This window comes from Marinitenerispora sediminis (genome assembly GCF_003336425.1).
GTDB lineage: Bacteria > Actinomycetota > Actinomycetes > Streptosporangiales > Streptosporangiaceae > Marinitenerispora > Marinitenerispora sediminis.
The window spans coordinates 15,894-30,193 of the sequence record NZ_QEIO01000005.1 but is presented as its reverse complement, the minus strand read 5'-3'; the positions used below and the strand labels follow the sequence as shown (position 1 = coordinate 30,193).

Sequence of the window (14,300 nt, the reverse complement as noted above, 5' to 3'; positions counted from 1 at the left end):
CGCCGGATCGGCCCCTGGGGCGAGCACGGCACGCGCCCCCTCGCGGCGGGCTCGCCCGCGCCGGTCGGGGCCGTGGGTTCAGCTCCCGAGGGGATCCGGCAGCAGGACCAGGGCGTGCAGCCGCGCACGGCCGACGTGGGCGCCGCAGTGCGGGCAGTTCGTCGCCCAGCGGTGGCGGCGCCGGTTCGTGTCGGCGAAGGGGAGGCCCGCCTCCGCCACGAGGGCGGCGACCCGTCCGCCGCAGACCCGGCACCGCCAGCCGTGTACCAGCTGGGCCAGCACGGCGCCGGCCAGGTCGGCCGGTGCGGGGTCCGGCGGGCCGGCCGGAGGCAGGGGCTCCGGCCAGAGGGCGACGCAGCGGAACGACCGGCCGCGCCACCGGACGAGCGCGGGCAGGCAGCGGGCGCGCAGTTCCGTGTCCGCGAGCGCGGCCACCGGTCCGCCCGCGGGCTCCTCAGCCCACGCCCGCACCTCCACCTCGACCCCGTTCACGGTGACCCGCAGCACCGTCCCGCTCCCTCCGCGGCCCCGCCGCCTCCCGTCCGCCTGGCGCGGGACCACGGCCGGGGAGCCCCGCCGCGCCCCCGCTGCGGCCGGGCTCCCCGGCCGCGGCGGCGGCCCGTCAGCCCTTCACGCACACCACCTGGCGCAGGTGCGCCACCACCTCCACGAGGTCGGTCTGCGCCGCGATGACCTGGGACAGGTCCTTGTAGGCGGCCGGGATCTCGTCGATCACGCCGGGGTCCTTGCGGCACTCCACGCCGCGGGTCTGCTCGACCAGGTCGGCCTGCGTGAACGTCTTGCGGGCCTTGTTGCGGCTCATCCGGCGGCCGGCGCCGTGCGAGGCCGAGTTGAAGGAGGCCGGGTTGCCCAGGCCGCGCACGATGTAGGTGCCGGTGGCCATGGAGCCCGGGATGATCCCGAGGTCCCCCCGGCCGGCCCGGATGGCCCCCTTGCGGGTGACCAGGACGTCGACGTCGTCGTAGCGCTCCTCCGCCACGTAGTTGTGGTGGCAGGAGATCCACTCCTCGAAGCCGACCCGCGGGAACTCGCGGCGCAGCACGTCGCAGGCGAGCCCCATCATGATCTCGCGGTTGCGGCGCGCGTACTCCTGCGCCCAGAAGAGGTCCCGGCGGTAGGCGTCCATCTCGGGTGTGCCGGCGACGAACACCGCCAGGTCGCGGTCGGGGAGGTCCTGGTTGTGCGGCAGCCGGCGGGCGCGCTCGATGTGGTACTCGGCGAGCTCCTTGCCGATGTTGCGCGAACCGGAGTGCAGCACCATCCAGACGGCGCCCGCGTCGTCGAGGCAGACCTCCAGGAAGTGGTTGCCGCCGCCCAGCGTACCCATCTGGCGTCCGGCGCGCTCGCGGAGCTGGCGGACCTTCGGGGCCAGCCCCGTGAAGCGGTCCCAGAACTCCGCCCAGCCCGCCGTCTTGAGGCCGTGCACCTTCCGCGGGTCGACCGGCGTCTCGTGGGCGTGGAAGCCCACGGGGATGGCGCCTTCCAGCCGGGAGCGCAGCCGGCCGAGGTCGTCGGGCAGGTCCTCGGCGGTCAGCGTGCTGCGCACCGCGGTCATGCCGCATCCGATGTCCACCCCGACGGCCGCCGGGGACACGGCGTCGCGCATGGCGATGACCGAGCCGACCGTGGCGCCCTTCCCGTAGTGCACGTCCGGCATCACGGCGAGTCCGTGCACCCAGGGCAGCATGGTGACGTTGCGGAGCTGGTCCATGGCCGCCCGCTCCACACTGCTCGGGTCGGCCCACATCCGGATCGGAACACGGATACCGGGGGCCTCGGTGTACGGCATCGGGCCACCTCCCTTTCACAGCCACTGCCCGGGCTGGACGGCATGGAACGCGCGGGAACCGGAGCCCGCCCACGACGCGGCGGAACCGCGGCACGGGAGGATGCACCGGCACGGCGGCCCGGGCGGGCCGCCTCCGAGTCGACGGCGCGGTGGGGGCACCGCGCTCGTATATGACGCCAGACAGCCGCGGACGGTCGCAACTGATTTACCCCCGTGCGCCCGCTCCCGGTGCGGGCCGCGCCCGGCGGCCGGGGCGGGCCTCCGGTGGGCGGTTCAGCCGCCGATGGCCGACATCGGGCGGGACGGCTGCAGGAAGCTGGGGTCGTCGATACCGTGCCCGGGCAGCTTGGCGGCGACCGCGGCCCGCCACCGCTGCGCGATCTCCTCGTCGGAGGCGCCGTCGCGCAGCGGCGCCCGCAGGTCGGACTCCTCCCGGGCGAACAGGCAGTTGCGGATCTGGCCGTCGGCGGTGAGGCGTACCCGGTCGCAGGCTCCGCAGAACGGCCGGGTCACCGAGCCGATGACCCCCACTCGCGCCGGGCCGCCGTCGACCAGGAACAGCTCGGCCGGCGCGCTGCCGCGCTCGGCGGCGTCGGCCGGGGCGAGGTCGAACGCCGCGCTCAGCCGCTCCAGGATCTCGTCGGCCGTGACCATGTTCTCTCGGCGCCAGCCGTGCTGGGCGTCCAGCGGCATCTGCTCGATGAAGCGCAGCTCGTAGCCGCGCTCCAGGCAGTAGCGCAGCAGGTCGGGCGCTTCATCGTCGTTGACGCCGCGCATGAGTACGGCGTTCACCTTGACCGGTGTGAGCCCGGCCGCGGCGGCGCCGGCCAGCCCGTCCAGGACGTCGGGGAGCCGGCGGCGGCGGGCCAGCCGCTCGAACACCTCGGGCCGCAGCGTGTCGAGTGAGACGTTGACCCGGTCCAGTCCGGCCTCCGCCAGGGCGGGGGCGACGCGGCCCAGGCCGATGCCGTTGGTGGTCACCGCGGTGCGCGGCCGGGGCGTGAGGGCGTTCGCCGCGGCGACGATGCGGGTGAGGCCGCGCCGCAGCAGCGGCTCGCCGCCCGTGAAGCGCACCTCGCGGATCCCCAGGAGCTCGACGCCGATCCGGATCAGCCGGCCGACCTCGTCATCGGTGAGCAGCTCGGGCTTGGGAAGCCATTCCAGCCCCTCGGGGGGCATGCAGTAGGAACAGCGCAGGTTGCAGCGGTCGGTGAGCGAGACCCTCAGGTCCGTGGCCACTCTGCCGTGTGAATCGGCCAGCACGGGCGTCACCTCCAAGGTCGCGGCGCGGCCGCGGTCGCGGTGTCGCCGGAGGCGTCCCCGGCCACTCCTCCAGCCTAGAAGACACCGCCGGGGCGGCCCGGGGCCAGGTACCGCCGGGCCCCGTTCTCGTCCTCGCCGCCCGCGCACCGCCCGGTGTACGCTGCGGTCGGCGACGAGGGGGTGGCGCATGGTGCGGATGCGGGAGTGGAGTCTGCCGGGCGGCCCGAACGGCTCGCGGCGGCTGGCGGCACGGGCGTGGGCGGCCGAGTCCGGCGAGCCGGGCTGGCTGGCCGTGCTGGTGCACGGCTACGGGGAGCACATCGGGCGCTACGGCCACGTCGCGGAGTACCTGTGCGGGCGCGGCGCGGTGGTCTACGGCCTGGACCACCAGGGGCACGGCCGTTCGGACGGGGAACGGGTGCTGATCGAGGACTTCACGGACGTCGTGACCGACGTCCACCGGCTCGTCACCCAGGCGCGCACCGCCTACCGGACGATCCCGCTCGTGCTCGTGGGCCATTCGATGGGCGGCCTGATCGCCGCGCGCTACGCCCAGCTGCACCCGGACGGTCTCGCGGGGCTCGTACTGTCCGGCCCGGTGCTGGGGCGCTGGCGCTCCGCCGAGGAGCTGCTGTCCCACGCGGAGATCCCGGACACCCCGATCGATCCGGCCACGCTGTCGCGCGACCCCGCGGTGGGCGAGTCCTACGTCGCGGACGAGCTCGTCTGGCACGGCCCGTTCCGCCGGACGACGCTGCGGGCGATCACCACCGAGCTGGCCAGGATCACCGAGGCCGGGAGCCTGGGCACGCTCCCGCTGCTGTGGCTGCACGGCTCCGACGACCGGCTGGTGCCGCTCGCCGACTCCGCGGCCGGCGTCGCCCGGCTGGCCGGCTCCGACGCCGCGGCGCGGATCTTCCCCGGCGCGCGGCACGAGGTGTTCAACGAGACCGACCGCGCCGAGGTGCTGGCCGAGGTCGTCCGGTTCGCCGAGCGGGTGACGGCCGCCTCCGGTTCCCGGCCGCACTGACCCGTCACCGGCGACGCCGCCCGGGGTCACCGCGCCCGGCCAGGACCGGACCGCCAGAGCCCCGCACACCGGTGGGAGGCACCATGACCGCGCAGGCGCTTCGGCCGCTGGACGGCGGCCGCTGCCGTTGCCCCGCCCGTCCCCCGCGATCCGTCCGTGAGGGGAGCCGCCGGTGAGGTTCGCCGACCGGCTCCGGGACGTCCTGGACGGGCTGTCCTGCCTGCGGCACGGGCTGACGTGGAACGGCCAGGTCCGGCCCCGGGGGCGGGGCCTCCTGCCCCGGCGCTGCGGGGTCTGCCGAAGGTGGACCCGGGGGGCGACGAGGTTTCCGTTCTTCGTCGATGTGAACACGACCGTCACCGAGCGGATCCGGGTCGAGCACCGGGTCTGCGGGGCGTGCTGGCGGCGGCACCTCGATCTGGAGCCGGCGGCTCGGCGCTGGCGCCGCGCCGAGGACCGGCGGCGGTTCGAGGAGAAGCGGCGCGACTACCTGCGGTGGCTCCAGCGCGCTCCGCGCAACGCACCGGCCGCCCCGGACGCGGAGCCGGATCCGGTGACCGACCACGCGGTGCCGTCGCTGCTGCCCCCGCGGCCCGGGCAGGAACCGGGGACCGCCCGCCTGGAGGACGTGGTTCTGCACCGGACGCAGTGGTTCTGCGGCGGCCTGGAGCACTGGATCCTCGACATCGAGACGGCGGCCGAGCAGTTGGCGTTGCGCGCCGTGGGCAGCACGGACTCCTACATCGGCGGCCCGCCTGACGAGGAGGTGCGGGACGGCCGCTGGTTCCCGCACGCGGGCGCGTTGCGCATGACGTACGACATCGGTCGGCGCGTCCCCTACATCGGTAGTGTCCATCGGTGGGACGCCGCGAGGATCCTGATCGTGTGGGAACCCTGGGACCTCCGCCTCGATTGATCCGCCGCGCCACCGGACGAACGGGCGGTCGCGGCGCCGAGGAGGGCCGCCCTTCGGAACCGTCGCCACGCATCCCCGTTGACCTGCCGTTGCGAACGCCCCGCGCGCCCGCCCGCACATGGCGGCACGGACGCGCGAGGGTGGCGAGTCAGCCGGTCAGCCGCGTCACCCCGCGGCCTCTTCTCCGGTTCTCTCGCCCGCGGAGACGGGAGCGGCGGGACGGCGCCGCCCCCGCAGGAATCGGACCATCGGCCACAGCAGCAGCACCGCGACGATCGCGTACACCCCGATGGTGAGCGGCGAGGTCACCAGGCCGGCGAGGTCGCCGTCCGAGATCTGCAGGGCGCGGCGCAGCTGGAGCTCAGCCATGGGCCCGAGGATCGTTCCGATGATCACCGGGATGACCGGCAGCCCGAACCTGCGCATCATGAACCCGAGGCCGCCGAGGAGGAGCAGCAGCACCAGGTCCAGCGGGGACGCGTTCACCGCGTACATGCCCAGGCTCGCGAAGAACAGGATGCCCGCGTACAGGTAGGGCCGGGGGATGTGCAGCAGGCGGGCCCACATCGGCGCCAGCGGCAGGTTGAGGGCCAGCAGCATGGTGTTGCCGATGAACAGGCTCGCGATAAGCCCCCAGACCAGTTCGGGCTCGCGTTCGAACAGCAGCGGACCGGGCTGCAGGCCGTACTGCTGGAAGGCCGTGAGCATGACCGCGGACACCGCCGTGGTGGGCAGCCCGAGGGTGAGCATCGGCACCAGCACGCCCGCCGCCGAGGAGTTGTTGGTGGCCTCGGGGCCGGCCACGCCCTCGATCGCGCCCGATCCGAACTCGGCCCGGTGCTTGGAGAGCCGCCGCTCCAGCATGTAGGAGAGGAAGGTGGGCAGTTCCGAGCCCCCGGCCGGCAGCGCCCCGAAGGGAAAGCCGATGAAGCTGCCGCGCAGCCACGGCTTCCACGAGCGCTTCCAGTCCTCGCGCCCCATCCACACCCGCCCGACCGGGATCACCTCGGCCGGGGTGCGGCGCAGCCGGGACGCCACCCACAGCGCCTCGCCGACCGCGAAGATGCCGACCGCGACGATCACCACGTCGATGCCGTCGGCCAGCTGCGGGATGCCGTAGCTCAGCCGGGACTGGCCGGTGGTGGGGTCCAGTCCGATGAGTCCGATGGCGAGGCCGATCCCGAGGGAGGCGAAGCCCCGGACCCGGGAGGAGCCGAGCACCGAGCAGGCGGCGACGAAGGCCAGCAGCATCACCGCGAAGTACTCGGCGGCGCCGAAGGTCAGCGCGAGCCCGACCATGACCGGCGCGAGGAACACCAGCATCAGGGTGCCGATGGTCCCGGCCACGAAGGAGCCGATGGCGGCGGTGGCCAGCGCCTGGGCGGCGCGGCCGCGCTTGGCCATCTTGTTGCCCTCGACCGCCGTGATGACCGACGCCGCCTCGCCCGGCGTGTTGATCAGGATCGCGGTGGTGGACCCGCCGTACATGCCGCCGTAGTAGATGCCGGCGAACATGATGAACGCGCCGACGGGGTCCAGCCCGTAGGTGATGGGCAGCAGCAGGGCGACCGCCATGGCTGGACCGATGCCCGGCAGCACGCCGATCGCGGTCCCCACCGCCACGCCGAGCAGCGCGTACAGCAGGTTGACGGGCGTGAGCGCGGTGGCGAACCCCTGGAGCAGGTTGTCGATCGTCTCCAGCATCAGATCACCCCGGTGAACGGGCCGGCCGGCAGCCAGATGCCCAGCGAGCCGAACAGCAGGTGGGTGCCGGCCGACAGGCCCACCGAGATCAGCGGGTCGCGGATCCAGTGCCGGCTGCCGAGCGCGAAGGCCGATCCCCAGAAGAGCAGGGCCCCGGAGATGATCCAGCCGGCGATGTCGATCAGCGCGGCGTTGGTGAGGAACGCGCCGGCCAGCAGGGCCACGGTGCGCCAGTCGCTGGTGGCCTCCGGGTCGACGTCCTCGCCGTCCTCGGCGGCGCCGCGCCCGCCGCGCAGCACGTCGACGGCGAGCACGGTGGCGACCACGATGAGGAGCAGCCCCACCCCGACCGGCACGGCGGCCGGGCCCACCGGGCCGCGCTGGGTGACGCCGGCGTCCAGTCCGGCGGCGTCCACGAGGACCAGCGCGGCGACGAGGTAGAGGAAGGCGGCGACGCCGAGCTCGGCGCGGCCCCACCACGGGGCGCGTGCGTCGCGCGGCGGCGCCGCGGAGGGCGGGGCGCTCACACGAGCCCCAGACTGCCGAGCACGCTCTCCACGCGGTCGGTCTCCTCCTGGAGGAAGGTGCCGAACTCGTCGCCGGTCAGGTAGGCGTCGGTCCAGCCGTTGGTCTCCAGGGTCTGCTGCCACTCCTCGCTCTCGTGGAACCGGTCGACGAGGTCGCGCAGCGCCTGCTCGTCCTCTTCCGAGAGCCCGGGCGGCGCCACGAGGCCGCGCCAGTTGGTGAAGTCGACGTCCAGTCCGTGGTCCCTGAGCGTGAGCGCGTCGAGGCCGGGGACCGGCTCGGCGCTGGTGACCGCGAGGACGCGCAGTTCGCCGGCCTCGATCTGGTCGGCGTACTCCGCCGCTCCGGAGACGCCGAACTCGACCTGGCCGCCGAGCACCGCCGCGAGCAGCTCGCCGCCGCCGTCGTAGGGGATGTAGTTCACGTCCTGGGGCTCGATCCCGGCGGCCGCGGCGGTGAGCATGGGCGCGAGGTGGTCGGGACCGCCGGGTGAGGAGCCTCCGCCGACCGGGACGCCGCCCGGGTCCTCGCGCCACGCGTCCAGCAGCTGCTCGAAGTCGCCGTACTCGGAGTCGGCGGGCACCACGATGACATCGGGTTCCTCGGTCAGCCGGGCGATCGGCGTGGTGTCGGCGAGCGTGGCGGCGGACTCGTTGGTGAACGAGGCGCCCACTACCCCCAGGCCCATGCTCATGAGCAGCGAGCCGTTGCCCTCCTCGCTGACCACCCGGGCGAGCCCGACGGTGCCGCCGGCGCCGGGGAGGTTGAACACCTCGACGTTGCGGGCGAGCCCGCCGTCCTCCATCGCCTTGGCGGCGCTGCGCGCGGTGACGTCGTACCCGCCGCCGGGCGCGTTGGGCACCATGATGCGCAGCCCGGTGACGGGTGCGCCGTCGGCCTGCCCGGCCTGCGCCCCGCAGCCGGTGAGCGCGGTGCCGGCGAGCGCGGCGGTGAGAACGGCGGCCACGAGGGCGCGCGGTCGCTGGGGTCCAGACGCAAACGCAAACACGGTCTTCTCCTCCAGGGGGCCTGGTGGACCGGACGCGGCGTGCCTCCGAAGGGGAGGGGACGGCACGCGGGCCCGTTCGGGGAGGGCCGGGAGCGCGCGGAGCCGCGCGCCCGCCGGCCTTGGGGAGGAGTCGGACGGGCGGTCCGGTCCACCAGGCGGATCGGGATGCCGCCGATCCTGACCCGGGAGTGTGTCCCGGGTCACCTTTACGGAGGCAAAGTTGGTTGTGTTCTTTGTGGTCATGTCAGCGGCGAGCCTCGCCACCGCGGTGGGCGCTGGGCGTACCCGCTCCTCGTCGCGGCCGGCGGACGGGCCGGTGGTGCCGCCCGATCGCCGAAGGTCCGCGGCTCCCGCAGTGAGAAGACCGCCGCGCCCCCGTCGGCGGACGGGGGCGCGGCGGGCCGGCCGTCCGGACGGCGGTGGCGTGCTAGGACCGGCAGGACGCGCCCGTCGACCGGACATGCGACGCGGTCACCCAGTAGGACAGCCCGTCCTGGTAGGTGGCCGTGGTGCGCAGTCCGCCGTTGCGGAGAGAGCCCTGATAGATGTTGACCCTGGCCCCCGACGACCAGCTGCCGACGGCGGTGCTGTCCTCCTTCATCGTGCAGCGCGGGGTGGATCTGGTGGTCTCATAAGGGCAGATCGTCGCGGCACTGCTCAGCGCGCCGCCCGTCCCGGCGGTGGTGGCCGCCCTTGCGGTGGGGGCGGAGAGACCAACGGTGGCGAAGGCGAGGGTCGCGGCAGCGGCCACAGCGGCAACGCGGGAGGACATCGGCACGTCAGGGCCCCTCCGTATTCGGTCCGTCGGGCGCTCCATGGTCATCGTTCGTCCCGCGACGTGTCCATGATCTTGCGTCCACGGACGCTTGACGCGGAGTCTTCGCCCACCTCACCGGAGACCACCGTCGACGGCACCGGCGGTGCGGACGCTCGCCGTCCGGCCTGAGCGCCCACGCCTTGGCGTGCGGGGCCGGTTCGCCCGCCCGCCGGTCCGGACGGACGGCCCGGTGTCCCTTCGGCGCCTCATGCGGCCCGGGCGGGGGAACCGTGACGCGACGTCCCGCGGCGGTGACCCAGCGGACCCGTGACGTCGGTGGTTATAACGATATCGACGGCGTTTCCGCCCGATCCATGGGAAACGGTCGCGTAAACCCCGAACCCGTGTGATCTTTGTGACGAATGCCACGCCACGCCGCTTTTTCGGGGAGGGGCACCGTGCGAGCCACCCATCGGCGCTGGTCACTGGCCCGCCAGTTCCTCGCCTTCCAGTTGGCGATCATGGTCGGGGTGCTGACCGCCGTCGCGGCCCTGTCGCTGGGCCAGTCGTTCTCCCGGTACGAGTCGCTGCAGGGCCGGCGGCTGCAGTCCACCGCCGAGAGCATGGCGGCCATGCCGGCCGTGCGTCTCGCGCTGGACCAGGAGCTGCCCTCCCCGCTGGCCAGCACGGCGGAGAACACCAGCGGCGTCACCGGCCTCACCTCGATCGTGGTGGCCGACGAGCACGGCACGATCCTCACCTCCCACGACCCCGACGACATCGGGCGGACCATCGCCCTGGGCGAGAGCACCGTGCTGTCCGGACGCTCCTGGATCGGCCCGGCCGTCCCCGAGCCGTGGGAGCCGCACGAGTTCCGGCCGACCCTCGTCGCGCACGTCCCGGTGTTCAACGACCGCGGGCGGCTGACCGGCCTGGTCGCGATCGGGCAGACCTCCCCCAGCTGGTGGCAGCACGCCATCACCGCCGCGCCGTACCTGGGCATCTACCTCGGGGTGGCCGGCGGGCTCGGCGCCGCCGGATCGCTGCTGCTGGCCGCCCGGATCAAGCGCCAGACCCTCGGCATGGAGCCCGGCGAGATCGCCGCGACGGTGGAGCAGCGCGAGGCCATGCTGCACGGTGTCAAGGAAGGCGTGCTCGGGCTGGACCTGGTCGACCGGGTCACGCTCGCCAACCGGCAGGCGATCGACCTGCTCGGCCTGCCCGCCGACTGCCTGGGGCGGACGCTGGCCGACCTCGGTCTGCCGGAGCGGCTGCACGAGGTGCTGGCCGGCGGCGGTGAGGGGGTCGAGCAGGTGGTGCTCCTGGAGGACCGGGTCATCACGTTGAACCGGATGCCGATGACCTCCCGGGGCGAGCGGATCGGATCGGTCACCACGCTGCGGGACCGCACCGAGCTGGTGGAGCTGCGCCGGGAGCTCGACGTCACCCGGCACACCACCGACGCCCTGCGCGCCCAGGCGCACGACTTCTCCAACCGGCTGCACACCATCAGCGGCCTCATCGCGCTGGAGGAGTACGACGAGGTCACCCGGTTCGTCATGCGCACGGTCCACAACCAGGAGCGGCTGACGGCCGACGTCACCGACCGCGTGGCCGACCCGTCCCTGGCCGCGCTGCTGATCGCCAAGGCCGCCATGGCCGCCGAGCGGGGCGTGCGCTTCGAACTCGCCGGCGGCACCCGGGTGCCGCCGCTGGACCCCGCGCTGTCCGCCGACCTGGTCACGGTGGTCGGCAACCTGGTCGACAACGCGCTGGACGCGCTGCGGGGCGAGGGGTCCGGGACGGTGCGGGTGGAGGCCTGCCGCGACCCCGCGGGCGCGGACGCGGACGGCGGCGGGTTCCTGGTCGTCTCCGTGCGCGACACCGGTCCGGGCGTCGCCGAGGAGCTGGCGGAGGAGATCTTCCGGCAGGGCTTCAGCACGAAGGAGTCGGCCGGCTCCGACCCCCGCGGCCTGGGGCTGGCCATCATCCGGCTGATCTGCCGGCGCCGCGGCGGCACGGTGAGCGTCCGCAACGCGGGCGGGGCCGTGTTCACCGCCCGGCTGCCGATAGGGGACGCGGCGGAGGGGCTGCCGGCGGTCTCCGGCGCCGCGGGCACAGGAGCGACTGCGAGATGACCATGCCCCGAAGCACCGAGCCCGGCGCGCCCGCCGCGACCGACGTCCGGGTCCTCGTCGTCGACGACGACTTCATGGTGGCGCGGGTCAACCGCGGTCTGGTGCAGCGCGTCGCGGGCTTCACGGTGGTCGGCGAGGCGCACACCGGCGCGGCGGCGCTGACGGCGGCCGCGCGGCTGCGCCCCGACCTGGTGCTGCTCGACATCTACCTCCCGGACATGTCCGGCCTGGAGGTGCTCCGGCGGCTGCGGGAGGCACCTGGTCCGGAGGTCGACGTCCTGGCGGTCACCGCCGCGCGCGACGTGGCCACCATCCGCGCGGCCATGCGCGGCGGCGTGGTGCACTACCTCATCAAGCCGTTCACCCGCGAGGCGCTGTGGGAGCGGCTGGACCGCTACCGCCGCATCGACCAGCGGCTGTCAGCCGGCCCGGAGATCGGCCAGGCCGAGGTGGACCGGATGTTCGGCGGCGGGCGCGCCGAGGACCTGCCCAAGGGGCTCACCCCGCAGACCCGCGAGCTGGTGGGCCGGGCGCTGCGCGCGGCGGGTGACCTGTCGGCCACCGAGTGCGGCGATCTGGTCGGCCTGTCCAGGGTCAGCGCCCGCCGCTACCTGGAGCACCTGGTGGAGACCGGGGAGGCGGAGGTACGGCTCCGCTACGGCGCGGCCGGGCGCCCGGAGCGCCGCTACCACTGGATCGGCCGGAGCTGAGGGCCGCGGAGGCCGGCGCACCGGTCCGCCTCCGCCCTCACACGTACAGCTCCCCGGGCGCCGGCGCCGAGGTCGGCCGGGCCGCGACGTCGGCGTGTGCGTGCGCGAGCCGGCGGACGGCGTCGGCCAGCACCTCGGGCCGCATCGTGTAGGCCAGCCGCACGAAGTGCTCCAGGGTGCCCTCCGCGCCGAAGATCGGCCCCGGCGCCACCCGGACGCCGTGTCGGCTCGCCGCTTCCGCCAGCCTGCTCGCCACGGGCTGCGGCAGCTTCGCCCACAGGACGAGCCCGCCGCCCGGAGTGACGAACCTCCAGTCGGGCAGCCGGTCGCGGAGCGCGGTCGCCAGGGCGTCCCGCTGCCGGCGCAGGTCGCGGGAGCGCTCGGCGCGCACGCCCGGCACGTCCGAGAGCAGTTCGGCGACGGTGAGCTGCTCCACGATCGGGCTGGCGAGGTCGAAGCGCTGCCGCAGCACCATGAGCCGGTCCAGCATGGGCGGGGTCCCCCGGATCCAGCCGATGCGCAGGCCGCCCCACAGGAGCTTGGCCGTGGAGCCGATCGTGAACACCCGGCCGTCGGTGTCGTGCACGGCCATGGGAGGCGGCGGCTCGGCGCCGTCGATGGCGAGCTCGGTCACCGACTCGTCCACGATGAGCGTGGTCCCGGCCCGCCGGGCCTCCGCCACGACGGTGGCCCGGTCCCGCTCTGCCATGAGGGCGGCGGTGGGGTTGTGGAAGTCGGGGACGAGGTAGGCCACGCGCGGCCGCCACTGGCGGAAGCCGTCGACGACGCACTCCATGTTCCAGCCCTCCGGCCCCACACCGGTGATGCGCAGCCGCGCGTCGAGGTGGCGGGCGGTGTCCAGGGCGTGCGGGTAGGTCGGCGACTCCACCAGCACTCCGTCGCCCGGCTCCACGAGGAGCTCCATGAGCAGCGAGATCGACTGCTGGGCGCCGTTGGTGACCATGATCTGGTCGGGGGTGGTGGGCAGCCCGCGCTCGGTGAAGCGCCGGGCGATGAGGTGCCGCAGTTCGGGCAGGCCGTAGAGGGTGTACCCCTGCCCGCCGACGTGCGCGGGGAGCCGCTCCACCGCGGCGCGGGCGGCCTCCTCCAGTCCGCCGATGGCGGGCGGCGCGGCGACGCCGAGGTCGATCCGCTCGGTGTCGGGCACGAACGCCGCCCGCCCGCTCCCGACCCGCGGGAGCGCGGTCCAGCTCCCGGCCCCCTGGCGGCTGTCCAGGTAGCCGTGCTCGCGCAGCCAGGTGTAGGCCGCCGTCACGGTGTTGCGGCTCACCCCCAGCGCCGCGGCGAGGTCGCGTTCGGCCGGCAGCCGGGTGTGGGTGGGGATGCGGCCGTCCAGGACGAGCCCGCTGATGGCGCGGCCGAGCGCGTGGTAGTAGGGCCGCTCGTCCGCGCCGACCTCGACCAGCCGGGCCAGGAGATGGCCGTTGATCCGCCGTTCGCCGACCACCATGGGTGCCACTTCCTCGAATTGGCTCTGTTGGGTTGCTCTGGAGCGGGCCAATACTACCCATCATGGCCGAGTCTCCGTCCGACAGAAATGCGTTGCCCGTGTCCACTGTGTCCGCCGTGCTCGCCGGGTTCGCCCGCCTGCCCTCCCGGGCGTCCGGCGCCCTGCGCCGGTCGTTCCTCACGCCCGTCCTCCCCGATCCGCGCCCGCGCCGCGTCGCCCAGCTCCTCGTGGGGCTGTACCTCTACGGCCTGGGACTGGCGCTGCAGGTGGCGTCCGACCTCGGTGCCGCGGGGTGGGACGTACTGCACCAGGGGCTGGCCCGCCAGACCGGGCTCTCCATCGGAACGTGGAACATCCTGATCGGCGCGTTCGTCATGCTGCTGTGGATCCCGCTACGGCAGCGCGCGGGGCTCGGCACGGTCTGCAACGTGCTGCTGGTGGGGGTCTCCTTCGACGTCTCCCTGTGGTGGCTGCCCGAGGTCGACGGCCTGGCCGCACGCTGGGTCTGCCTGCTGCTGGGCATCGTGGTCACCGGGTTCGCCACCGGCTGCTACATCGGCGCCGAACTGGGTCCCGGGCCTCGCGACGGGCTGATGACCGGCCTGGTCGCCCGCGGGTACTCCCTGCGGGTGGTGCGTACCGGCATCGAGGTGGCGGTGGTGGTCGCCGGCTTCCTGCTCGGCGGCACCGTCGGGGTCGGCACGCTGCTCTTCGCGCTCGCCATCGGGCAGCTCGCGCACGTGTTCCTCCCGCTGCTGCGCATCCGCGCCGCCGTGCCCGCCGCCGGCTAGCCGCGCGTCCGCCGGCCGCCCGTCCCACGGCCGGCGGCCGGCAGCTGTCCGAAAACCCCCACGGCTCCCGGAAGGCGCCCGGGAAGCCGCCGCCCGGGACCGCCCGGGACCGGCCCGCCGCCGGGAGGGCGGTCGCGGCCGGGCGGGCGGCCGCTGCGCGGGTTGTCCCGTGGTTC

13 protein-coding genes are annotated in these 14,300 nt (G+C 74.5%); 5 read left to right on the top strand and 8 right to left on the bottom strand.

From position 1 onward, the window contains the following. Window positions 1-78: 78 nt before the first annotated feature. The 3 genes from DEF28_RS01630 to moaA all read right to left on the bottom strand — a co-directional run bounded on the left by DEF28_RS01630 (window position 79) and on the right by moaA (window position 3,073). Window positions 79-507: a hypothetical protein gene (locus tag DEF28_RS01630; RefSeq protein WP_114396459.1), complete on the bottom strand. Its 429-nt coding sequence runs from the start codon at window positions 505-507 to the stop codon at window positions 79-81. 115 nt (window positions 508-622) lie between these two features. Continuing rightward, a complete protein-coding gene (locus tag DEF28_RS01625) occupies window positions 623-1,810 on the bottom strand; it encodes an RtcB family protein (RefSeq protein WP_114396458.1) in 1,188 nt (395 codons plus the stop codon). A gap of 273 nt (window positions 1,811-2,083) precedes the next feature. Beyond that, the gene (gene moaA / locus DEF28_RS01620; protein ID WP_220270013.1) at window positions 2,084-3,073 is read right to left on the bottom strand and encodes a GTP 3',8-cyclase MoaA; all 990 of its coding nucleotides are present in this window, start codon (window positions 3,071-3,073) and stop codon (window positions 2,084-2,086) included. 187 nt (window positions 3,074-3,260) lie between these two features. On the opposite strand from moaA, the gene DEF28_RS01615 reads away from it, so the two are divergent. Next, window positions 3,261-4,103 (top strand): alpha/beta hydrolase, encoded by an 843-nt coding sequence (locus DEF28_RS01615; RefSeq protein ID WP_114396456.1) that lies wholly within the window; start codon window positions 3,261-3,263, stop codon window positions 4,101-4,103. 172 nt (window positions 4,104-4,275) lie between these two features. Beyond that, entirely contained in the window at window positions 4,276-5,019 is a 744-nt protein-coding gene (locus tag DEF28_RS01610; RefSeq protein ID WP_114396455.1) for a hypothetical protein, read from the top strand. A 165-nt stretch (window positions 5,020-5,184) separates the two neighbouring features. Here DEF28_RS01610 and DEF28_RS01605 read toward each other — a convergent pair whose 3' ends face one another. From DEF28_RS01605 to DEF28_RS01590, 4 genes are all read right to left on the bottom strand, one after another. Continuing rightward, entirely contained in the window at window positions 5,185-6,720 is a 1,536-nt protein-coding gene (locus DEF28_RS01605) for a tripartite tricarboxylate transporter permease (protein WP_114396484.1), read from the bottom strand. Window positions 6,721-6,722: 2 nt separating this feature from the next. Next, window positions 6,723-7,250, bottom strand: coding sequence for a tripartite tricarboxylate transporter TctB family protein (locus DEF28_RS01600; RefSeq protein ID WP_199493095.1), 528 nt, complete (start codon window positions 7,248-7,250; stop codon window positions 6,723-6,725). Continuing rightward, entirely contained in the window at window positions 7,247-8,215 is a 969-nt protein-coding gene (locus DEF28_RS01595; RefSeq protein WP_233515030.1) for a Bug family tripartite tricarboxylate transporter substrate binding protein, read from the bottom strand. Before DEF28_RS01595 ends, DEF28_RS01600 begins: the two co-directional genes overlap by 4 nt. A gap of 469 nt (window positions 8,216-8,684) precedes the next feature. Further along, complete coding sequence (locus tag DEF28_RS01590) at window positions 8,685-9,035, bottom strand: hypothetical protein (RefSeq protein WP_147280063.1); 351 nt, start codon at window positions 9,033-9,035, stop codon at window positions 8,685-8,687. A gap of 437 nt (window positions 9,036-9,472) precedes the next feature. Here DEF28_RS01590 and DEF28_RS01585 point away from each other — a divergent pair, with 437 nt between their 5' ends. Next, complete coding sequence (locus tag DEF28_RS01585; RefSeq protein ID WP_233515029.1) at window positions 9,473-11,152, top strand: sensor histidine kinase; 1,680 nt, start codon at window positions 9,473-9,475, stop codon at window positions 11,150-11,152. Beyond that, entirely contained in the window at window positions 11,149-11,862 is a 714-nt protein-coding gene (locus DEF28_RS01580) for a response regulator (protein ID WP_233515028.1), read from the top strand. The genes DEF28_RS01585 and DEF28_RS01580 overlap by 4 nt, the downstream gene beginning before the upstream one ends. 37 nt (window positions 11,863-11,899) lie before the next feature. Here DEF28_RS01580 and yczR read toward each other — a convergent pair whose 3' ends face one another. Beyond that, window positions 11,900-13,333: a MocR-like transcription factor YczR gene (yczR, locus tag DEF28_RS01575; RefSeq protein ID WP_114396452.1), complete on the bottom strand. Its 1,434-nt coding sequence runs from the start codon at window positions 13,331-13,333 to the stop codon at window positions 11,900-11,902. Between the two features lie 107 nt (window positions 13,334-13,440). On the opposite strand from yczR, the gene yczE reads away from it, so the two are divergent. Beyond that, on the top strand, window positions 13,441-14,124 hold the full coding sequence (yczE, locus tag DEF28_RS01570) for a membrane protein YczE (RefSeq protein ID WP_374058059.1): 684 nt from the start codon (window positions 13,441-13,443) through the stop codon (window positions 14,122-14,124). Window positions 14,125-14,300: the final 176 nt, after the last annotated feature.

Coding starts and splice junctions, on each gene's coding strand:
- DEF28_RS01625 (WP_114396458.1), bottom strand. CDS start 1,810: ATGCCGTACACCGAGGCCCCCGGTATCCGTGTTCCGATCCGGATGTGG.
- DEF28_RS01615 (WP_114396456.1), top strand. CDS start 3,261: ATGGTGCGGATGCGGGAGTGGAGTCTGCCGGGCGGCCCGAACGGCTCG.
- DEF28_RS01580 (WP_233515028.1), top strand. CDS start 11,149: ATGACCATGCCCCGAAGCACCGAGCCCGGCGCGCCCGCCGCGACCGAC.
- yczR (WP_114396452.1), bottom strand. CDS start 13,333: ATGGTGGTCGGCGAACGGCGGATCAACGGCCATCTCCTGGCCCGGCTG.